The sequence below is a fragment of the Chryseobacterium sp. JK1 genome, assembly GCF_050632815.1.
In the GTDB taxonomy this organism is placed as follows: domain Bacteria; phylum Bacteroidota; class Bacteroidia; order Flavobacteriales; family Weeksellaceae; genus Chryseobacterium.
In genome coordinates this window covers 121,488-141,545 of record NZ_JBODRU010000001.1, presented here as the reverse complement: position 1 = coordinate 141,545, position 20,058 = coordinate 121,488, and the positions used below count along the sequence as shown (strand labels likewise).

The window sequence follows — 20,058 nt, the reverse complement described above, 5'->3', positions numbered from 1 at the left end:
TTTAATTTTTGAACATCCGCTTCGGTGGGTGTTTTTTTTGGGTATCAAAAAGTATTACACTTTAATTAATCCTTAATTTTCCCAGTTTATTGGTCAGTCTTAAAAATTTGAATTATTTTTGCATATCCAAAAAATTTCACGTTTTGAATTCTAGAGACGAACTTATCTTCAACCCTGCCGATATTGCCGAAACTCTCAGCGAACTTCCTGCTGATGAGAGGCTGCTCGCGTTTTTGAAGGTTCCGAAAGAATACAAAGCGGAAGTCTTCTCTCACCTTGACCCTGATTTTCAGGAGGATACCATCAGGAGTATCGGAAGCGATGAAGTTTCTGAAATTTTGAATGCCATGACTCCGGATGACAGAACGGCGCTTTTCGAGGATTTTCCGGATGAGCTTATCAAGTATTCTATCAATCATCTTAACCCTCAGGAAAGAAGAATTGCCTTAAAACTACTAGGCTATAATTCTGACTCTATTGCCCGTCTGATGACTCCTTATTACATCCAGATCCGTAAGGAGTGGACCGTAAAAAGATGTCTTCAACAGATTAAAAAGGTAGGAAAAAGGGTGGAAACAATGAACTACCTCTATGTAGTGGATGAAAGAAACCGCCTGATTGATGACCTTGCTATCGGAACTTTACTTCTTGAAGAAGAAGACACTCTGGTTTCTGATATTACAGACAATCACTTTGTTGCCATTACTACTACAACTTCCAAGGAAGATGCCGTCACTTATTTCGAAAAATATGACCGTGGAGCTCTTCCGATCATCACAGAAGCGGGTGTTTTGGTAGGTATTGTAACGATTGACGATATTCTTGATCAGATTGAACAGCAGAATACGGAAGATATTCAGAAATTTGGGGGATTGGAAGCATTAGACCTTCCTTATACCCAGACTTCATGGACTGAAATGATCAAAAAAAGAGCGACTTGGCTTATCATTCTTTTCGTATCTGAAATGCTGACCGCCTCAGCAATGGGATATTTTGACAAAGAAATTGAAAAAGCAGTCGTCCTTGCCTTATTTGTCCCGTTGATCATTTCCAGTGGAGGAAATTCAGGATCGCAGGCTGCTACTCTTATCATTCGTGCGATGGCCCTTCAGGAAATCAATCTGAAAGACTGGTGGTATGTCATGAAAAAGGAAATAATCTCCGGATTATGCCTGGGAGCTATTTTAGGAGCCATTGGTTTTATCAGGATCATGCTATGGCAGAAGATCGGTTTTTTCAATTATGGTGAATATTGGGTATATGTAGGACTGAGTGTATCCATTTCTCTTATCGCTATTGTGCTTTGGGGAACTTTATCAGGTTCTATGATTCCTTTTGTATTAAAAAAATTAAAGCTCGATCCTGCGACTTCTTCTGCTCCTTTTGTAGCAACATTAGTGGATGTAACAGGTCTTATCATTTATTTTACCGTAGCCGGACTTTTCTTAACCGGAAAACTTTTGTAATTTTAGGCATCATCTAAAATGCCAATATGAAAATCGTTTCACTTGTACCCTCTATTACAGAGGCTTTATTCGACTTGGGGCTGACCGAAAATGAAGTGATCGGACGGACGAAATTTTGTATTCATCCTCAGGATAAAGTAAAAAAAGTAACCATAATAGGAGGTACAAAAAATATCAATATAGAGAAAATCAAAGCTTTACAACCAGATCTTATTCTTGCCAACAAAGAAGAAAACATCAAAGAGCAGGTTGAAGCTTTAATGGAAGATTGTAAAGTAATTGTTACCAATGTTGAAACCATTGAAGACAATTATTACCTTCTTAAAAACCTAGGAAACCTTCTTGGCAAAGAAGAAAGAGCACAGATTTTCAATCTTAAAATTTACGAAATTCTAAATCAGACTAAGATTGAGAACACTATAAAAGTTGCGTATCTGATCTGGAACAATCCTTATATGACCATTGGGGCTGATACCTTTATTCATAGGATTTTATCCGAAATAGGATTTGAAAATATCTTTAAAAACAAAACCCGCTACCCTGTTATCACCACAGAAGATCTTTCGGAAGCAGATATAATCATGCTTTCATCAGAACCTTTCCCTTTTAAGGAAAAACACATTGCTGAACTGAAAACCGTTTATCCTGAAAAAAAAATAATGATTGTAGATGGTGAAGCTTTTTCCTGGTATGGGACGCATATTGCAAAGTGTGAAGATTATTTCAAGGAAATGCTTGCTGAAGTTCTTTGGGTACAACAAAGCTGATTTTTATATTGATAGACAATACTGAGCAACGGTATTTATTTTATCAAACCTAATCTTTATCTTTTTGCATACTTTTTGGTGCAAGGATATGTAATTTAAATTACCATTTATCCCATGTCTGGAACAGTTATATTATCCGAAGGAACAGAGTTCGACCATGTTGTACAGGAAGTTTCAAAATACATTAATCTCTATGCAATGCCCTTTGAAAAGGATGAACGAAGTTTCACCCGCATCGATAGGCGGGAAAATATGTATGGAGGAAAAGGCACTGTCTATATGATACAGATGTTTGATCAAGTAGAACTTGCCAACAATCGTCTCGCAGCCTATATGGTTTTACTGAATAAAGGTGATGAGTCGGGATTTCATACCCATTCCCAAAGAAATGAACAGGAATTATATGTCGTGGTACACGGAACTGGAGAATATCGGGAAAGAACCGCTTTGGAAGGATCAATACGTAAAAAAATTCTTCAAAAGGGGGATATTACTTCTATTCATTCTGTAGGGTACCATTCTATTGAAAATACAGGTGATGAACCTTTAATAATGTTTGTAATCACGACGAATAATCCTCGTTGATAAATACTAATTAGAAACTAAAAAAAACCTCCAGCTTTCGAAAGCTGGAGGTTTTTTACATCTTATAAACTGTAATTACAAAATTTTTGAAACTTCATTACAAAGCCATTCCAATAATTCTCTGTCTTCATCCGTGAAAGGATCTATGGTGTGAGAATCAATATCAATCTGGCCAATGTTTTGTCCGTCTTTAAATATAGGTACTACAATTTCTGCTTTTGTATCGATAGAACAGCTTAAATAGTTACTTTCTTCGTGTACATCCGGAACAACAAATGTTTCATTGGAAACGGCAACCTGTCCGCAAATTCCTTTTCCGTAAGGAATAATGGTGTGATCGGTAGGAGCTCCTACGTAAGGACCTAAGATCAGTTCCTCTTTATCACCGTTTTTGAAATAAAAACCTGTCCAGTTGAAATAAGAAATTTCCTGATCCAGCAGGTGGCAAACTTTTTCAAGTTTTTCGTTGGTATTATGTTTAGGACTTTCAAGAATTGAGGAAAGTCTTTTCTTTAATTCTGACATTGTATTTATTATTTTAAGAGAATTGTTTTAGGGAAAGTTCTTCTTTATAGCCGAACATTCCGCGCTCTTTGATCATTTCTGCAACACCTTCCGGAACCTGGGTTTCCCAACCTTTGGTACAGCAGGCAATTTTTCTCAAAATCTCTCTTGAGTAAATTTCTAAAAACTCCGGATTATAATTGGTAATATCTACAATACGATTATTACGTTTGAAATATTTATAGAGTTCTTTCAGATTTTCTTCTACTTTCAGGTTTGAAGAATCTAATAACTGGTGGGTTTCCGGGTCTTTATATGGGTAAAGATATACTCTCATTCCGTTTCTGAAAAACTTACCGAATGCTTCCAGAATTCCTCCGGACATATCTTTATAATATCTTTCGTCAAATACCATCAACAGGTTATTCACTCCCATGGCTACACCAATATCTCCACTTGTGTAAGACGCAAAATAATCAATCAACCTATAATATTCTGAGAAGTTTGAAATAATAACCGTATATCCCAGTTTACCAAGAATATCTACTCTATCCAGGAAATCACGTTCATCAATATCACCGTCTGCTCTAAGATTGGAAATTGTAATTTCAATAAGGACTTCAGTTTCTTCATGGGTACAGATAGCGTCTTTGAAAAACATATCCATCCCGTTTTTAAGCATATCAATATTTACTTTTGTTACGGGCCTGAAGCTTCCTCTTATAGCGAAGATATTTTTCTTGTACAGCACATCGGCAGGAAGCATGTTACTCCCTTGAGAGTTGAAAATAACGGCGTCTGTCATTCCATTTTTCACAAGCTGTAAAGACATTAGTCTGTTGTCTACATAAGCAAAAGCCGGTCCGCTAAAATCGATCATATCAATTTCAAGGTTGTCTTTTGCGATATCATCATACAAGGATTCAACAAGTGTTCGTGGATTGTCAAAGTAATTAAAAGCCCCAAAAATAAGGTTGACTCCGAGATTACCTAATGTTTCCTGCTGTAAAGTAGCATCATTTTCTTTGAACTTTACATGGATGACGATCTCGTTGTAATCTTCATTTTCTTTGGTCTGAAAACGAATTCCTACCCAACCGTGGCCTTTAACTGTTTTGTCGAAGTTAATTGTTGTTACCGTATTCGCATAAGAGAAGAACTTTCTGTCAGGATTATTATCTCTGGAGATTCTTTCTTCAATTAATGCGACTTCATAACGGAGCATTTTGCGAAGTCTGTTTTGGGTTACATACCTGTTTTTGACTTCTTTTCCGTAGATGGCATCACTAAAATCTTTGTCGTAAGCAGACATTGCCTTAGCAATTGTACCGGAAGCTCCCCCTGCTCTAAAAAAGTGACGAACAGTCTCCTGCCCGGCTCCAATTTCTGCGAAAGTACCATAAATAGTAGGATCTAGATTAATTGTTAATGCTTTTTGCTTAGGAGTTAGTTTCTGATACATTAGGACGTGAAATTTTTTGTAAATTTACCAAAATTAAACCAACCTCAAAACAAAATGAAGTTGAAATTTTTAGGAACTGGAACTTCTCAAGGTGTACCCGTTATAGGTTGTACATGTGAAGTCTGTACTTCCACAAATCCCAAAGACAAACGTTTACGTTCTTCCGTGATGGTAACTACGGAAGAAAATAAAAAAATATTGATCGACTGCGGTCCGGATTTCCGACAACAAATGCTCACCAACAATGAGCACAGCGTGGATATTGCCCTGATCACTCATGAGCATAACGACCACGTTATTGGATTGGATGATATGCGTCCGCTGATTTTCAAAAGTGGAAAAGATGTACCGTTGTACTGCCATTCAAGGGTAGCGCATGAGATCAAAAATCGCTTTCCTTACGCTTTTGCCGATGTAAAATATCCCGGAGCCCCGGCTTTTGAGCTTCACGAAATCGAAAATCAACCGTTTCATGTGCTAAATACGGACATTACCCCCATTGAAGTGATCCACTATAAAATCAGTGTTTTTGGGTATAAATTTAAAAAACTGGCTTACATCACTGATGCTGGCTTTATTTCTGAAACTGAAAAGGAAAAACTGAAAGGTCTGGATGTTTTGATATTAAACTGTATCAGAAAATTTGATCCGCATCCGGCCCATTTTATACTTCCCGATGTGATAAAACTGTTTGAAGAGCTAAAACCTAAAAATTTATTCTTAACTCATATCAGTCACCATTTAGGTATGCATGATATTGAAGATAAACAACTTCCGGACGGAATGCATTTAGCCTACGATGGTTTGGAAATTATTTTTTAAAAAAAATCTTCAAAAAGCTTTTGAACATTGAAAAAAGTTCCTATATTTGCACACCAATTTGAAACAAACAATATGTTTGGAGTAAACATCAAGCCCAGGTGGCGGAATTGGTAGACGCGCTGGTCTCAAACACCAGTTCTTAGGAGTACCGGTTCGATCCCGGTCCTGGGTACAAAAAACCTCTGAAATCATTTGATTTTCAGAGGTTTTTGCTTTTACAACCGATTATCTACTGTATTTTAACATAGTATAAGCTTTCTTTCAATTGCTCTTCGGCATATTTTATATAATCATATTCTGTAAATCCAATATCATATTTCCCCCATGGAGCCGCTATTTTTTCATTTTTTTTAATGAAAGAATCAATTAATTCCAATACTGTTTTTCTGCTAAATTCTTCCCCCATATAATTTTCAAGCCTTTCAAATTCTTCATGATTATTAATGACATTATAAAGAGATAATAATTGCTGTTTGAAATTATTTTCCCCAAAGAAGATTATTGAATTCTCCAATTGGGAAGAGGAAAATTTTTTTAAAATAAAAATTGCCGTTTGTACTGAGTAAGGTTCTCCCCAATCAAACTTTTTCTCTTCAATTTTACAATGAGGTAATGTTTCTATATCAATATAATCCTTCATTATTTAATACATTTTCTATTTAAACTTTTATAAGCCTGAATAAATAGTTAACCATTTTTCGTATCATCTACAGAAACCTTATATTTTTTCATAGCTATTAATTTCTGTACAAATATAAACTTGTTTAAGCTTTTTGAAAATAAAGGTCATGAAACAATAGATTTCTTTACGTTCTATTGTAGAGATTGTTAAAAACACATCGCTCTTAAAAAAGTCATGCAAATCTCAACATTAATCCCTTTCGTGTAACACTGAAATTATTAAATTTTTTCTCTTAAAAAAACATTATTTATTCAATCCCTACTTAGTTATTTATTTTTCGCCAAAAATCACGTATTTATACGTGATTACAGTATAAAAAATTGAACTAGTTTTGTCCAATCAATTCACAATATCTCATTGATCTATTTTGTTTTACTTAAAATTAAGAACATAAATACATCCGTGATTTGTAAAAAACTAATAAACCGAAAACTAATAAACCGAAAACTAATAAACAGAGGCATGAAAATCAAACAATTTTATCCCCTGATCGTCCTATGCACGACGGTCACTATGGCCTATTCTCAAATAGGAATCAACACCCCCACTCCACATGCAACGTTGGATGTTGTGGCTAGTACAAACCCTAATATGACTGATGGTATTTTGCCTCCAAGAATTTCTAAGCAGCAATTGGCTGAAAAGGAATCCGGGACCTATGGAAGTGATCAGACAGGAGCAATTGTTTATATTACAGATATTACGGCGCCTTCCGGAACAATACCGAGTGCAGCACGTGTTGGCAGTATTCATAGTACAGGATATCATTATTTTACAGGATTACAATGGGTTCCTTTTTCAGTCAATCTCTACAATTCAGATGGATATCTTTCAGGAAACAGAGTCGTAACGCAGGATGGTAATACTTTAGCATTTACGTCTACTTCTATTAATGGTTTTTCTGTTGACGGAACTACGCTTTCCGTGGATGCCTCCAATCACAGAATTGGATTTGGAACAAGCTCACCTGAAACAAAACTTCATGTAGTTTCAACTATTCCCATATCTAACAGATATAATCTGATTGATGCCACAACCGGCAGTACTCAATTTGGAATTATGGCCTTAAGAAACACTTCTGCTTTAGCTACAGGAAACTATTCTTTACTAGGCTTTACCAATAACGGGCCGTCTGCCGCAGGTGCAAACTGGGTATTGGGTTCTATTCGTACCGGAGCGACCTTAACGAATGGTACAGAAGAAGATTTCTATATTGGAAACTCAGTAGGAGGAAGTTTGATTGAAAGAGTGAGGATTAACCCTATTACCGGAAGTGTTGGTATCGGAACAACTGCCCCTACAAACAGACTACACGTTAATGCCACCAATCCTATGAGGTTGGAGGGACTACAACCTTCTTCCAACTCAACAGGAACTTTAACTGTAAACAATAAAGGCATTGTTCAACTACAAAACTCATCTAGCATAAGTGCTGCCAGAGGGACCGGCTCTGTAACTATCTCGACAAATAATACATTTGCTGATACAGCAATTTCTTCAAAAAGTTTCGATAATCTGAATGAACTGACAGGAAACACTTTTATCCCCACCTCAACAGGTTTATATAAGATTGATCTTACAATTAATTACCCCCAAAGAGGAGCTGATAAGGATGATGGAGACGGATATTTAGGATATTCTCAAATCAGTTTAAACGGAGTTCAGCAATCCTATACAAGTGCCAAGATAACATTACCGGAAACATCGGGAGCTCCTTCCTTCATTACCTGTACAAATTCAGCTTTACTCAAGATAAGTGCTGGTGAAGTACTTTCATTTCAGGCCCTTTCTTTTGGGTCAACAGCAGGTTCTACCAATATTATAGCTCCTTTTACCATTAATGTAATTCGAATAGATTAATTCATTATTTGAATTTAAGTAAAACAGGTAACAGTTCCCATTTACCTTCGGAAACAAGATTCTATTAACACAGATAAAAAGGATGTTTGCGCTTCGGCAGATGTCCTTTTTTACTATACTATATTTTAGTGTAACAAATATTGTTGATCTTTTCAGCTGTAATTGTGTCTTATTATTCTACTTTTTGTTCAAATTCTTTAAGAGCTTTAAAATAATATTTATTTCTATTCTTCTTAAAATAAAGTCTATCTCCCACAATATTATTTCCCAAGAAAGTTCGTTTGATAATCAAAACATTCTTCTTGCAACAATCAGCGGTAACTTCAATCGAAGCATTGTTCCAATAATTAACCGTTTTTACATTTACATTTCTTCCCAACCATTCATTATCCATTTTATCTATTGATAAATAAACACTATCTGAACCAACTTTCTGATGAGCAACAATATTGGTCTTTAAAGTTTTATTCCAGATTTTTATATCTTGAGCATTCGTAAAAATCCCAATTAATATAAAGGTTAATAAATAGATAGCTTTATTTTTTGTTATTAGTACAGTTTTCATATTTCATAATTTTTTTGAGATCAGCAACGTATTTAATTCTCTCTTCTAATCCATTAGGATGCTTTACCTTACCATTAATCCCTTGTGAGACATAAAGTGTATTATCCTGATCTGCAGCCACATTCATACTTACTCCAATCGCATTAACCTTATCATCATTTTTCCAATACCACCCAGCTGAATCAAATGCATACTCAACATTTGTTGCTAATAGCTGAGCAAAAGGAATTAATTTATCATTATAAAACTTTTTATCTTTCAAATCTTCTTTTGTCTTAAACACTTTATTATAATATTTTACGTAATTATAATCATGAGTCAGTTGCATAAAACCTCTTCCTTGAAAATTATACCCACCACTATAATTTGAGGGAGTATTTTTTTCTGTTCGCCCTTCAAATGTTGCCCGAAATCTGTGAGATTCGTGATGAGCTTGAGCTATAAAATGAATTTTTCTTATACAAGTATTTATATCATAATTTTTAAAGGCTTTATTAATTGCATCTGTTACTTTATCATAACTTGAATCATCTAATGAAAGATGCTCTGCTCTTTTAACATCTGTTTGATTTGCAAATAATAGATCTTTAGTATGTGGCATATCATAAACTGTTAATGCAACCTTTTTTGATACTTTCTTCTTAACTCCATTTACAACTTCAACCGTTTTTTTTGTCGTATATCCAGTAACTTCACCCTTTCTTAATGCAACTACAATTTCTTTTATTTCATCAGGTGTAAAATCTCTATTACAAAAACACTTTTTATCGTCTTTTTGTTCTGGTACCGGAGCTCCCTTAGTATCAACACTTTCCGGAGCATTTACCTGTCCGGAGGTTACAAATTCTATTTTTCCGCTTTCGGGGGGAATATTTCCTGGCATTTTGCCGATTCCCGGTAAAGTAGATTTTTTGAGTAATACATAATTGTCCTGTACTTTTGCTGTTCCAAAATCTTGCCATTGTGTGAGGTTAATCATTTGAAAACCATCATTAAAAATAAAATTAGGAATTTGCTTTTCTACAATCGTTCCTGTCAGTTTATCTTGCGTAGTAGGAACATCAGTCAATACCTTAAACGTTCCCATGTGAGCATTGAATTTTATTTTCGCTCCATCTATAGCCAGCAGCAAACCTTCTTCTGTTTTATCTTTTTCCTCGTTTTCAGCACGCTTTTCCTCCATTTTTTGGTTATTGGCAGCCTTTACCTCATCCGGAGTTTTGGGACTCTGATTCTGGTTTTCCGGAGAAGGATTTTCTTTATCGTTATTTAACCTATCCATAATAATGAATGTTTTAAATGGGTATTATCTTTTATAATTTCCGTGAAGCCTTCTTCATGATGTCCTTCTTTAAATACAAATAATCCTCTGAAATGTTCCACATCTGTAGAGTCCAGATTTTCAGGGGAGATGGTTAAAGTTACTGTATTGCCATTTTTTACGGGATGGGTAATTTCTGTAAACCCTTCAGGAGTGATTCTCTTTTTGGGTTCATCAAATGATTGTAATAATCCATTGAAAAGCAGTCCAAACATATGATCTTTACTCAGAAAATCAATAAGCTTGTTTTCATCTTCCAGTAAACTGCTGATCTGACTGAAATATTGATTTATCGCATCACCTTCATGATTCTCCGAAAGTTTTGTGACGGTTGCGATCCATCTTAAACGAAGAGCATTAAGGTTATCAATTTTAACTATATTTCCGTGTTGATCAACGGATACTTCCAGCTCATCAAATAAATAACTGATTTGTTTTAATAACTTTCCCATCGAATTATCATCATTTGAGAAATTGAAATCTACCACGAGAACATGATATTTAAAATATTCTTTTTCATTTCCCAAATGATATACCTCTGTTGTTCTCACATAACTTTTCGCTGATGAATAAGAGGTTCCGGGATTAGAAATAACCACGGTCTCCAATCTGTATGTTTTGCAGAAATTTTTAAGAGGATGTTCCAATATCAGCTTTATTTATCTTTTAAAATTCCATTCTTCTTCGGTCATCAGTTGGCGAATACGCAAGGGTATCCAACAGGGTATTGATTTTTGCTGACCGGTGCAGATATCTGTTTTTAAGTTTTCTGAGCAGATAATCTGACTTATATGCAGTAACAACCACTTCTTCCAATTGTACAGCCGCCACGGGATTTTCGACAGTGGTTTCTACCGGCATTTCTGCATTGTTTTCTTCCGTTGTTTCCGGTTCTTCATTTTCATGCTTAAAGTTTCCTTTAAGAGTCCAGTTTTCATTGTTGTCGATAATATGTATCTTCATGTATGCTTTTACTTCATCCAAAAAGGTGTCATTCAGTGCATAATCCTCCATTATTTTTGAATAATATAGGTAATCGGTATCCTCATTAAGATAAGGCAAAGCATAGTCACACATAAAATGAAGTGGTATAAAACTATACCCTCTGTACAGATACCGGGTTCCTGTAAGTACATACTTCCAATGAGCTTCCACGGCTAGTTGTTCATTTTTAAACCATCCCTGTTCTATTAATTCATTTCTGAAACTTTCCAGTGAGCTTGAGAAATAGGCCTTTTCAAGCCAGACATATTCTCTTTCTGTTACTCCTTCTGCGGGATCCGGAGCGTAGCCACTTTCACTGATTTCTGCTGCAGACATTACATCATGGTTATAACTTCCTCCAACATCACTGTGTACGCCGGGGAAATTTCTTTCAATTCCTGATTTAAGATCTACAGGAAGGAATCTCGTCAGCGAGAAGTTCTTACGATGTTCATCAGCGGCTGTAAAATGAACCGCTTTTCTTGGAGCGCCCAATTCATGGAGATGAAGTTCGCCTACTTTCTTTTGAAAACTCGGCAGAAGAAGACAGGTTGGATCATAAGATGCAACGGTATCATAAACGCCTATGAATCTGGTATGAATCGTCATAGAATCTACCAATTCCCGATCCAGTCCGGCCTGTAAAAGAGCCGTGCCTAAATGTCCAAATTTAGGTAGGAGACCATCTTTTACCCATGATTTTTCAATGCCCATAAACTCACTTGTCTCATGATCAACCTCAATCTTCGTAGCACCTTGAACCGGTGGATAGTAAGATTTTGGGGCATAGGCTCTCATTTGTAAATTATAAGCAAAGTTTCTGGCGGCAGCAGCTCCCCTGCTAAATCCGAAGATATCAACGGTGAGAACTATTGACTTCAGTTTTTTCTTACTTTTCCCTTCATCATTAGCTTTCTTTACCGCTTTGGCCAATGCCGTACATCCGATTCTTACTTTTCCAATAACGCCTGTTTTTCCACGGCCGTATTTAAAACCACTGCCTTCATCATCATCTTTATCTATGGTGGCAATTCCTTCTACATAAATGGAGTAAGAAGTTCTTTGGGTGCACATATACTTCCTTGCAACATTGGTGAAATCGTTGCCGAAACTATTATCATCTTTTGCATATTTTTCAAAGATCCTCCTTTCTTCTTCGGAGGCCGAAATATTACGAAATTCTCCTTTCCCCTGAACCTTTTTGCGAATCTCTGTATTTTTGAGATTGTTTCGGGTTCCATCGAAAAACACTCCAAAACAAATATGAAGTTCTTCAGGGGGTGGAGGTTGGGGATTTCCTGTATTATAAACAAATGTTTTACTCATAATTCAATCATTAATAAGTGTTTTTTGTTTCTAGTTCACCGTTATTTCATTGTTTTTCAACCAGATTTCCTGTTTTCCTTTCGTTAATTTTACAGAGGCAAAGTTTCTCAGCTCATTAACCCTGATAAGAATCTGGATTTGAGTTTTTTGATTGTCTTTATTCAAAGTTTCGAAGGCTTTTGTAATCTCCTGTGGATCGAAAATTACTGTTCCTTCGTAAATTTCCTTACCTTTAAACCAACTGAAATATATTTTTTTAGGTACCGCTTTTTCTTTATTGCTGTTCCATTTCAGTTCATCCGGGATATTTTTGTATTCTTTGATCTGCTGATCTCCAAATAAAAATTCGTGTTCTCCATTTAATAAATAATAATCTACTTCATCGGTTATTCCGGTATTAGGGAATTCAAATTGTGTTCGCCAGTCATACCTCTGTCTGTATGTATCCCATAGTTTATAAGGAATAGGCTTACCTTCGTTTGCTTTTATGACTTCTTTTGGAATAATTCCAAACTCATGCATCACTTTATTCTGATAATTGGGATCGAACATATTTCTCTGTGGTCCGGGACTGAGGGCATCAATTTCGGATTGAGGTATTGTGATCTTTTTCCCTTGGTATCGTCCTACTTCCTGTTGTCTTCCCGCTCCTGATAGCCAAATAATAACAGTTCCTCCCGGAGCAAACCCTACAATAATCTGATCGTAGTTTTCTTTCCTCGGCTGAGGATTGTCTTTACTGGTTGAGGGTACAAAATATCCGTCTTTAAAAAGTTTCTGTATTTTGTCGTACTCAATATCTGTATCTACTTCGTAAAATATTTTTTCTGCATAAGAAACCCAAATGACATGCAAATGGTTGGGAATGCTTTTGTTTCCGTTGCTCATTCCTCTGTTGGCTTCTCCCCATGATCCGCCTGTGGTTCCGCTATACAGGCTTGTAAATTCTCCGTCTGCGGCTTCCAATCCTCCTCGATATACATCTACGGGAAATCCTAAGGGAGCTGAAGTTGCCTCCAGCCATTCATATTTTGTCATTGCTTTTGTTTTTTGATGGTCTTTCTTTTCCTGACATGAGATCTGGGTAAAGAATAATATGCTTAATAGATATTTTATGAACTTGTTCATTATACAATTATTTATGGAAGTCTGAAAGCAGAAATTCTCTTCATACATTATCCTTTATTTACCTTGGCATCAATTTTACCAAGTACTTTGGCAACCCCTGAGCTTTGTAATAAAATATCTCCGTTTTTTGCTTTGTGGGTCGTTGTGGAAGTTGTTTCTTTCAGATCACCTGTAATGTCGATCGTTTTATTTTCATTGATCGTTTGTGCATAGTTTTTTGAAGTAAACTGGTGATTATTGATAATATTGATGGCATTATCATTTCCTACACTGGTTTTCATATCTTTTCCTACATTGATGGTAAGGTTTTCACCGGCATTAAAGGTCATATTCTTTGGAGCGGTTACCGATATATTTCCTTTGCCGTCCATAAAGTAGTTGTTTCCGCTAGGATCGATAATGTTAACGCTACCTTCAGTATCATTCATTAAAATGCGGATTCCGCTTCTGGTTTGGATAGACTTCAGGTGGTTATCAATTCCACCTCCAAGACCTGTACCCCCATGGAACATCCCTCCCATCACGAAAGGACGATCCGGATGATTGTGTACAAATCCTACCATTACCTGATCTCCTATTTCCGGTATGGCAACATATCCTCTATTCTGAGTGATCTGATCTGTACCTCCTGCATCGGGAGACATCATTCTAATAAAATTGGTGGTATCATGCAGCTGCCAGTCGAATCGCACGGTAACTCTTCCCTGCCCCAAAGGATCTGTATTTGAAATTACAGTGGCAGTCTGAGGCTGTGCAATAGGCAAAGTAAAGTCGGGGGTCGGAATATACCCTGTATCTGATGCGATAGCTTCAAATCTCCCCGAATAACGTCCTAAAGCATCTACTTCATGAATGACTTCTGTCATCATCAGTTTTGTAAAATAAGAAGTCTGATTGGTATCTGTTTTCCGCATATTAATATCGGCAACACATCCCGGATACAGAAAAGGAATGGTGGTGCCCCCTGAAACAGTAAACACTTCCACCGCTTTACTTCCTGCAGTACTCGTCTGGGAAATTACCACATCCATATCTGTAGCAGCTTTTATAGGAGCCACCTGTAGTGATGGAGTTTTGAATATTCCGTCGTTATTTTTATAAGCAGTTTTAGCCAGATTTCCTATATGCTGTATGGGAGTTTCTCCAGAGGTAAGCTTAGCATTGGAACTGCTATTATACCCATAGAAACTGGGTTTTATATGGACGGCCTTTAATTCTACACTGATATCAGAGACATTACTGCCGTATACCAATTCCAGGGCTTTATTCTGAGGAGGCATATTGCCGAAATGAAGGATTTCTCCATCATAATAGAACTGCTCGCCATAAGCTTCCGCCATTCTGCAGAGATAATTGTAATGGGTTTCATTATACTGTGCACTGTACAGAATTTGTGAAGAAGCTTTAGCATTGATTTTCACATCAAATTTACCGTTCTCTATTCCCTGTTTAATAACATTCGTGGCAATGATTCCCATATTGACGGGCTGATCCCCTCCAAAACTTTGGGTGTGGGGTGCAGCATCCAATAAAATGGTTGGGCTGTATCCTTTTAAAACAATATTTCCAAGGCTATGATTTTCCTGGCTGAAGCCTACTTTCGTGATCACTCCTACAAAAGTTCTTTCCGGGCTTCCTTCCACATCTTTATATTTAAATACCACGGTAAGGCGTTTTCCCAAAAACTGCTGGGCTTCTTCCAAATCATGATTCTGTATACCGTTCAAGGTATCGTGTGCCAAAGTAAGTTCAAAATCATGGTGCTTTTTTACACTCTGCTGTAAACGGAAATGCTTGAAGTGCTTTATCATTTTGCCTTCAATCACGATATCCAGTTTCACCACACGGTTGATTCCAGGAATATGATTCTCCGAAATCTTTTCGGAATTCGAGACATTTTTGTTCATATTATGTAAGGTGTTTGGCAAGATGTTCATTTTTGGAAAAATTCTAAAAACAGACGATCTTCATATAAAGTTATCATTTTTTCACAACATTTAAGTCACATCTATACGTTTTTTTCTAAAATAACGGCAATTCAATACGAGAAATACAGTGTCATGAGTAGAATAAGAACAGACAAAAAAACAGAACAGCACCCTATCGGATGTACCATTCTGTTTTGATGTTTATTTGATTTCTAAGGGATTGGTTCTTATGCAGAAGGCCATAATCCATGGTAAGAAGAATCTCCCAGATCAATCTGTTCTGCACTTACAACAAAACTGATGTACATACTGTTTTCATCCACTGCATCGAAATCTACTTCATGCTGGATAACGTACCCGTTTTGCCATTTTAATGTGGTTAATGTTCCTTCTTCGTGAGATTTATTGAATGTTATTTCTCCCACAGTCGGTTTGTACTTCCCGTTCAGAAGGCTTTCCAGAATGTCTGATTTCTCTGTAGCTTCTACCGTAATTTTGATAAGTGCATTGGAAGGATCTGAAGCCACACGTCCCGAAACGTCAGTAGATCTTGATACACTGTAATTAAGCCTCAATAGCTTTTGTCCTTCTCCGTTGTTGAATTTTAAGATTCCTCTTGAATTTCTTTCTGCCATGATCGTAAATTTTAATCGTTACTATTTTGTGATTTGATGTTGGTTATATCACCAAATTTAGATGTATTTACGATAACAAAATGATTTTTAAGGATAAAAATGAAAAAGTGTAGTAATTCTACTACTAACAACCGTTAGGCACACGACTCTCTATAAATCAAAAACTTATAAAAAATCATCATCCTATATTGACACCGAAAACGCGTCCTACAAAAGCGGTAATGCCCATTGCTACTGTTCCCCAGAAACAAATTCTCAATACCGCAATTTTAATACTCGATCCACCGGTTCTGGCGGATATTGCTCCCAGCAACATCAAAAATATAATGGAAAAGCCATATTGGAAATACACCATCTGATGAATAGGCGCCAAAAGAGAAACGGTAAACGGCAATAATGCTCCTACAGCAAAAGATCCAAATGAAGCTACAGCCGCCTGTAGAGGTTTTGCCTGAGTAATTTCGTTAATTCCCAATTCATCTCTGGCATGGGCACCTAATGCATCATGCTCTGTGAGTTCTGTGGCTACCTGCATTGCCGTTTCTTTGGAACACCCTCTTCTTTCATAAATTTTCGCAAGTTCTCTCAGTTCTATTTCAGGCATCTGTTCAAGTTCGCGTTGCTCACGGATCAGGTCTGCTTTTTCTGTATCTTCCTGTGAACTTACGGACACATATTCTCCTGCTGCCATAGACATTGCCCCGGCAATCATTCCAGCTAAAGCGGCCAGAATGATAATATGCCGCTCTGGTTCTGCTGCAGCAACTCCAATCACAATACTTGTGGTAGATAACAACCCATCATTAGCCCCTAACACAGCTGCCCGAAGCCACCCTACTCTGTTTACATAATGTTTTTCTAACGTATGATGCATATCTGTATTAGTTTTAGCTTATAATAACGAGTGGAGTATTGCTATCATGGTATTTTTCATACATCTGATTTCTTCTCCCTAAACTCATGTTAAAGTTATCAAATGTTTTTTCAAGAATGATTTTAAATTACTCTTATTTACTGAGGGTAAAACCTCATCTGTTCAAAAATATAGTTTGGATTGGTTCTCAGCAGGTCAATAAGCTGTTTAAGTTCGGATTCTTCCCACGTTTTCTGAAACATTTCATCATGAATGAGCATCACTACATTATTTTTGGTAAATGTTCTATCTGAGGTACAAAGCTTTTGAACCGCTGAATACATTTCACTCACCGTTTGTATAGGAGTTCCGTCTGAAGGACGATGCTGCCATTCCACATCCCAACCTACAACTTTATAACCAAGAGCAGCCAGTTGGTCGGCAGTCTGTATTCCGTTGGTGACATCATTTTTTGAACGGCCTCCCAACCGCCACATATTACGTCCCGGAAGGCGTACAATTTTATAAGGAAGTTTCAGAATGGTTTGATTATAGAGGATATCTTTTACCGATTTATCTACATCATTATAAAATGCTTCATAATGATCGTTGGCATGAGTAAAACTGTGATTGTACTCGTCTATATAAGGATTCTGGTCATAATATTTAGCATAGGTATCCATCTGCTTATCCTTTACCACATGTTCACCTACCATAAAAACACTGATCTTAATCTTTTCTTTTAAAATAATATCATTGATGTTTTCACTTCCGTTAAGCGGACCGTCGTCGAAGGTAAGATAGATATAGCACTTTTCTGACAATGGTAGTATTTTCTGAGCCTGCAGAGAAGTACCGATACACAAAAGAAATGCTGTGAAAGCAATAAAAAGTTTATTCATAATGAGTGGTTTACCAACAAAGATAATAAGGATTTCAATTTCAAAATTTATTATTTTTTTTAGGATCTTTAATGATTACCGATTATCAGTTTAACAACAATTATAATTCATTGTTTTGAAAAGCCAATATCACAGCTCAGAAAAACCATAAGACCTTAAAAATCAAACAAACAATAAATCAAAAAAGGCTTTTATCTTCAGAAATTATGGTTTTATTATCTTTGCAGGAATGAATTTACTATATATCAATTGGGACATCAATCCCGAGATCGTCAATATTTTGGGTATTCCATTAAAATATTACGGGTTATTATTTCTTGCAGGTCTTGTTTTATGTTTAAACATTTTAAAAAAGATCTATAAAAAGGAAAATCTAAGCTCACAGGCTCACGAGGCACTTTTTTCTTATGCCCTTATCGGAATTTTGGTAGGAGCAAGATTGGGACATTGTCTTTTTTACGATTTTGATTATTATTCTCATCATGTGTTAGAAATATTTCTGCCTATCCAGAAAGGACCTGACGGAGCTTATCATTTCACAGGTTTTGCGGGGTTGGCAAGTCACGGAGGGGGTATAGGACTGGTGATTATGCTACTTTTGTATGCAAGAAAATATTCTATTCCATTTATGACGATATTGGATGCAATAGCCATTGTACTTCCTTTGGGAGGAACATTCATTAGGCTGGCGAATCTGATGAATTCGGAGATTATAGGGGTTCCTACGAATGTTCCGTGGGCTTTTGTTTTCAAACAGGTAGATAATTTACCCAGACATCCGGCTCAGCTTTACGAAGCAATTTCTTATCTGATTATTTTCATGATTGTTTATTTCATTTATAAGAAAAATATTTTCAAGATTGGAAAAGGGTTTTATTTTGGAATCAGTATTCTGCTTATCTTTATAATGAGAATTCTGATTGAGTTTATCAAAGTAGATCAGGTTGAATTTGAACACGGAATGATATTGAATATGGGACAACTTCTAAGTATTCCTTTTGTTCTGCTCGGACTCTTTTTTATCGTTAAAAGTATATTAGAAAAAGGAAAGACTAAGACCGCTTAACTTTTCATTTATTTTCTAAATGAAAAACTCACTGAAAATAGTTTTCAGTGAGTTTTTTTATAGGTTTATTTCAGATTATCGTGTGGTATAACCTCCATTGGCAAAAATAGTCTGCCCGGTAATCCACCAGCCGTCCGTTACTAAAAACTCTACCAATGGGGCAATGTCTTTGATATCGGTAAGCCCTCCCAATGCGGATGCAGATTTGTGATAAGCCACGGCATCATCCGTTTCCTGACCGTAAAAGAAAGGAGTATCCATTGGGCCAGGTGCCACAGCTGTTACGGAAATTCCCCTTGCTCCAAACTCCTTGGAAGCAGCTCTTGTAAAATGTTCCACCGGAGCTTTTGCCCCCGCATAAGTAGAATATAATCCTGTGTAAGCAGCCAATAATGAGGTAACAATAGTACAGATCTTACCATTATCATTTAATTTTTTACCAGCTTCCTGCAAAAAGAAATACGCTGACTTTGAATTAACATTGAACATGGTGTCATATTCTGCCTCCGTAGTTTCTGAAAACGACTTTTTAAGAACCATTCCTACTGTATTGATGGCTATGTCTATTCCGCCAAAACGAGAAATTGTTTCATCAAAAAATTTCGTGAGGTTATCTACTTTGGTAAGATCTCCTTGAAACAGAAATGCTTCTGCTCCCAACGCCTGAACTTCGGCCAGTGTTTTTTCACTTTCAGATCTGGAACTTTCGCTATTGTAATGGATGGCCAGTTTTGCTCCTTTTGCAGCGAAATCCTTACTTAATAATCCCCCAAGGTTTTTACCTCCTCCGGCAATTAAAACAACTTTTCCTTGTACATCTCGTGTTGACATTTTTTTCTATTTTGAATGTTAAGAAGACAAAGATGAATAATAAAAGTTATCTCAACATGGTGAAGTTTTCGGGAATTATCTCAAAATTTACTCTGGATATTGATTCAGCACAACTACGGTATATGCATATGATTTTTATAAGACATTCGATTAAAACTGAAACTCTGCCTAATTTTTTCATAATATAATGGCTGGGAAGAATGATTGGTTTTTATTTATCTGGGTATGTTGCGATCGTTTTTATCAAAAATGAAATAGTTTTCTTCATCATAAATTTAAATTTTTACACAAACAGCACTCCATCAATATTCCACTATTTACCAGATAGATACACTTTACAATGTGGTACATTTATTAAACACTTCAATATA

Annotated in this window: 19 protein-coding genes and 1 tRNA gene; 7 read left to right on the top strand and 13 right to left on the bottom strand. The window is 36.3% G+C overall.

The window, feature by feature from the left end:
* Positions 1-143: 143 nt before the first annotated feature.
* The 3 genes from mgtE to ACQ76T_RS00695 all read left to right on the top strand — a co-directional run bounded on the left by mgtE (position 144) and on the right by ACQ76T_RS00695 (position 2,818).
* Positions 144-1,466, top strand: a complete 1,323-nt coding sequence (gene mgtE / locus ACQ76T_RS00705; protein WP_431341439.1) for a magnesium transporter — start codon at positions 144-146, stop codon at positions 1,464-1,466.
* A 26-nt stretch (positions 1,467-1,492) separates the two neighbouring features.
* Positions 1,493-2,233 carry an ABC transporter substrate-binding protein gene (locus tag ACQ76T_RS00700; RefSeq protein WP_431341438.1) on the top strand — a complete coding sequence of 247 codons (741 nt, stop codon included), beginning with the start codon at positions 1,493-1,495 and terminating at the stop codon, positions 2,231-2,233.
* Positions 2,234-2,347: 114 nt separating this feature from the next.
* Positions 2,348-2,818 (top strand): cupin domain-containing protein, encoded by a 471-nt coding sequence (locus ACQ76T_RS00695; protein ID WP_431341437.1) that lies wholly within the window; start codon positions 2,348-2,350, stop codon positions 2,816-2,818.
* Positions 2,819-2,893: 75 nt separating this feature from the next.
* On the opposite strand, the gene ACQ76T_RS00690 is transcribed toward ACQ76T_RS00695, so the two are convergent.
* Together ACQ76T_RS00690 and ACQ76T_RS00685 are read right to left on the bottom strand one after the other, a co-directional pair.
* Complete coding sequence (locus ACQ76T_RS00690; protein ID WP_431341436.1) at positions 2,894-3,343, bottom strand: GAF domain-containing protein; 450 nt, start codon at positions 3,341-3,343, stop codon at positions 2,894-2,896.
* Positions 3,344-3,356: 13 nt separating this feature from the next.
* The gene (locus tag ACQ76T_RS00685; protein ID WP_431341435.1) at positions 3,357-4,784 is read right to left on the bottom strand and encodes a TonB-dependent receptor; all 1,428 of its coding nucleotides are present in this window, start codon (positions 4,782-4,784) and stop codon (positions 3,357-3,359) included.
* A gap of 54 nt (positions 4,785-4,838) precedes the next feature.
* On the opposite strand from ACQ76T_RS00685, the gene ACQ76T_RS00680 reads away from it, so the two are divergent.
* Both ACQ76T_RS00680 and ACQ76T_RS00675 read left to right on the top strand, forming a co-directional pair.
* Positions 4,839-5,606 carry an MBL fold metallo-hydrolase gene (locus ACQ76T_RS00680; RefSeq protein ID WP_431341434.1) on the top strand — a complete coding sequence of 256 codons (768 nt, stop codon included), beginning with the start codon at positions 4,839-4,841 and terminating at the stop codon, positions 5,604-5,606.
* 92 nt (positions 5,607-5,698) lie between these two features.
* Positions 5,699-5,778 (top strand) — tRNA-Leu (locus tag ACQ76T_RS00675).
* A gap of 57 nt (positions 5,779-5,835) precedes the next feature.
* Here the strand turns inward: ACQ76T_RS00675 and ACQ76T_RS00670 are convergent.
* On the bottom strand, positions 5,836-6,246 hold the full coding sequence (locus ACQ76T_RS00670) for a hypothetical protein (RefSeq protein WP_431341433.1): 411 nt from the start codon (positions 6,244-6,246) through the stop codon (positions 5,836-5,838).
* A gap of 504 nt (positions 6,247-6,750) precedes the next feature.
* Between ACQ76T_RS00670 and ACQ76T_RS00665 the strand changes: the two genes are divergently transcribed.
* Positions 6,751-8,148: a hypothetical protein gene (locus tag ACQ76T_RS00665; RefSeq protein WP_431341432.1), complete on the top strand. Its 1,398-nt coding sequence runs from the start codon at positions 6,751-6,753 to the stop codon at positions 8,146-8,148.
* Between the two features lie 172 nt (positions 8,149-8,320).
* On the opposite strand, the gene ACQ76T_RS00660 is transcribed toward ACQ76T_RS00665, so the two are convergent.
* The 9 genes from ACQ76T_RS00660 to ACQ76T_RS00620 all read right to left on the bottom strand — a co-directional run bounded on the left by ACQ76T_RS00660 (position 8,321) and on the right by ACQ76T_RS00620 (position 17,790).
* Positions 8,321-8,713: a hypothetical protein gene (locus ACQ76T_RS00660; RefSeq protein WP_431341431.1), complete on the bottom strand. Its 393-nt coding sequence runs from the start codon at positions 8,711-8,713 to the stop codon at positions 8,321-8,323.
* Positions 8,685-9,995 carry a hypothetical protein gene (locus tag ACQ76T_RS00655; RefSeq protein ID WP_431341430.1) on the bottom strand — a complete coding sequence of 437 codons (1,311 nt, stop codon included), beginning with the start codon at positions 9,993-9,995 and terminating at the stop codon, positions 8,685-8,687. The genes ACQ76T_RS00660 and ACQ76T_RS00655 overlap by 29 nt, the downstream gene beginning before the upstream one ends.
* A complete protein-coding gene (locus ACQ76T_RS00650; RefSeq protein WP_431341429.1) occupies positions 9,983-10,681 on the bottom strand; it encodes a hypothetical protein in 699 nt (232 codons plus the stop codon). The genes ACQ76T_RS00655 and ACQ76T_RS00650 overlap by 13 nt, the downstream gene beginning before the upstream one ends.
* A gap of 19 nt (positions 10,682-10,700) precedes the next feature.
* Positions 10,701-12,344, bottom strand: coding sequence for a phospholipase effector Tle1 domain-containing protein (locus ACQ76T_RS00645; RefSeq protein WP_431341428.1), 1,644 nt, complete (start codon positions 12,342-12,344; stop codon positions 10,701-10,703).
* A gap of 30 nt (positions 12,345-12,374) precedes the next feature.
* A complete protein-coding gene (locus tag ACQ76T_RS00640; RefSeq protein WP_431341427.1) occupies positions 12,375-13,472 on the bottom strand; it encodes a DUF2931 family protein in 1,098 nt (365 codons plus the stop codon).
* Between the two features lie 47 nt (positions 13,473-13,519).
* Positions 13,520-15,379: a type VI secretion system Vgr family protein gene (locus tag ACQ76T_RS00635; RefSeq protein WP_431341426.1), complete on the bottom strand. Its 1,860-nt coding sequence runs from the start codon at positions 15,377-15,379 to the stop codon at positions 13,520-13,522.
* Positions 15,380-15,627: 248 nt separating this feature from the next.
* Positions 15,628-16,035 carry a type VI secretion system tube protein TssD gene (gene tssD, locus ACQ76T_RS00630; RefSeq protein ID WP_431341425.1) on the bottom strand — a complete coding sequence of 136 codons (408 nt, stop codon included), beginning with the start codon at positions 16,033-16,035 and terminating at the stop codon, positions 15,628-15,630.
* Positions 16,036-16,213: 178 nt separating this feature from the next.
* Entirely contained in the window at positions 16,214-16,909 is a 696-nt protein-coding gene (locus ACQ76T_RS00625) for a VIT1/CCC1 transporter family protein (protein ID WP_431341424.1), read from the bottom strand.
* 137 nt (positions 16,910-17,046) lie between these two features.
* Positions 17,047-17,790, bottom strand: coding sequence for a polysaccharide deacetylase family protein (locus ACQ76T_RS00620; protein WP_431341423.1), 744 nt, complete (start codon positions 17,788-17,790; stop codon positions 17,047-17,049).
* Between the two features lie 229 nt (positions 17,791-18,019).
* Between ACQ76T_RS00620 and lgt the strand changes: the two genes are divergently transcribed.
* A complete protein-coding gene (gene lgt / locus ACQ76T_RS00615; protein ID WP_431341422.1) occupies positions 18,020-18,856 on the top strand; it encodes a prolipoprotein diacylglyceryl transferase in 837 nt (278 codons plus the stop codon).
* 75 nt (positions 18,857-18,931) lie between these two features.
* Here lgt and ACQ76T_RS00610 read toward each other — a convergent pair whose 3' ends face one another.
* Complete coding sequence (locus ACQ76T_RS00610) at positions 18,932-19,687, bottom strand: SDR family oxidoreductase (RefSeq protein ID WP_431341421.1); 756 nt, start codon at positions 19,685-19,687, stop codon at positions 18,932-18,934.
* Positions 19,688-20,058 lie beyond the last annotated feature (371 nt).

Excerpts from the sequence above, each read along its gene's own strand:
- lgt (WP_431341422.1), top strand. The coding sequence starts at position 18,020 with ATGAATTTACTATATATCAATTGGGACATCAATCCCGAGATCGTCAAT.
- ACQ76T_RS00660 (WP_431341431.1), bottom strand. The coding sequence starts at position 8,713 with ATGAAAACTGTACTAATAACAAAAAATAAAGCTATCTATTTATTAACC.
- ACQ76T_RS00655 (WP_431341430.1), bottom strand. The coding sequence starts at position 9,995 with ATGGATAGGTTAAATAACGATAAAGAAAATCCTTCTCCGGAAAACCAG.
- ACQ76T_RS00695 (WP_431341437.1), top strand. The coding sequence starts at position 2,348 with ATGTCTGGAACAGTTATATTATCCGAAGGAACAGAGTTCGACCATGTT.
- ACQ76T_RS00640 (WP_431341427.1), bottom strand. The coding sequence starts at position 13,472 with ATGAACAAGTTCATAAAATATCTATTAAGCATATTATTCTTTACCCAG.
- ACQ76T_RS00700 (WP_431341438.1), top strand. The coding sequence starts at position 1,493 with ATGAAAATCGTTTCACTTGTACCCTCTATTACAGAGGCTTTATTCGAC.
- tssD (WP_431341425.1), bottom strand. The coding sequence starts at position 16,035 with ATGGCAGAAAGAAATTCAAGAGGAATCTTAAAATTCAACAACGGAGAA.
- ACQ76T_RS00620 (WP_431341423.1), bottom strand. The coding sequence starts at position 17,790 with ATGAATAAACTTTTTATTGCTTTCACAGCATTTCTTTTGTGTATCGGT.
- ACQ76T_RS00645 (WP_431341428.1), bottom strand. The coding sequence starts at position 12,344 with ATGAGTAAAACATTTGTTTATAATACAGGAAATCCCCAACCTCCACCC.
- ACQ76T_RS00670 (WP_431341433.1), bottom strand. The coding sequence starts at position 6,246 with ATGAAGGATTATATTGATATAGAAACATTACCTCATTGTAAAATTGAA.
- ACQ76T_RS00625 (WP_431341424.1), bottom strand. The coding sequence starts at position 16,909 with ATGCATCATACGTTAGAAAAACATTATGTAAACAGAGTAGGGTGGCTT.
- ACQ76T_RS00685 (WP_431341435.1), bottom strand. The coding sequence starts at position 4,784 with ATGTATCAGAAACTAACTCCTAAGCAAAAAGCATTAACAATTAATCTA.
- ACQ76T_RS00690 (WP_431341436.1), bottom strand. The coding sequence starts at position 3,343 with ATGTCAGAATTAAAGAAAAGACTTTCCTCAATTCTTGAAAGTCCTAAA.
- ACQ76T_RS00610 (WP_431341421.1), bottom strand. The coding sequence starts at position 19,687 with ATGTCAACACGAGATGTACAAGGAAAAGTTGTTTTAATTGCCGGAGGA.
- ACQ76T_RS00665 (WP_431341432.1), top strand. The coding sequence starts at position 6,751 with ATGAAAATCAAACAATTTTATCCCCTGATCGTCCTATGCACGACGGTC.
- ACQ76T_RS00680 (WP_431341434.1), top strand. The coding sequence starts at position 4,839 with ATGAAGTTGAAATTTTTAGGAACTGGAACTTCTCAAGGTGTACCCGTT.
- ACQ76T_RS00635 (WP_431341426.1), bottom strand. The coding sequence starts at position 15,379 with ATGAACAAAAATGTCTCGAATTCCGAAAAGATTTCGGAGAATCATATT.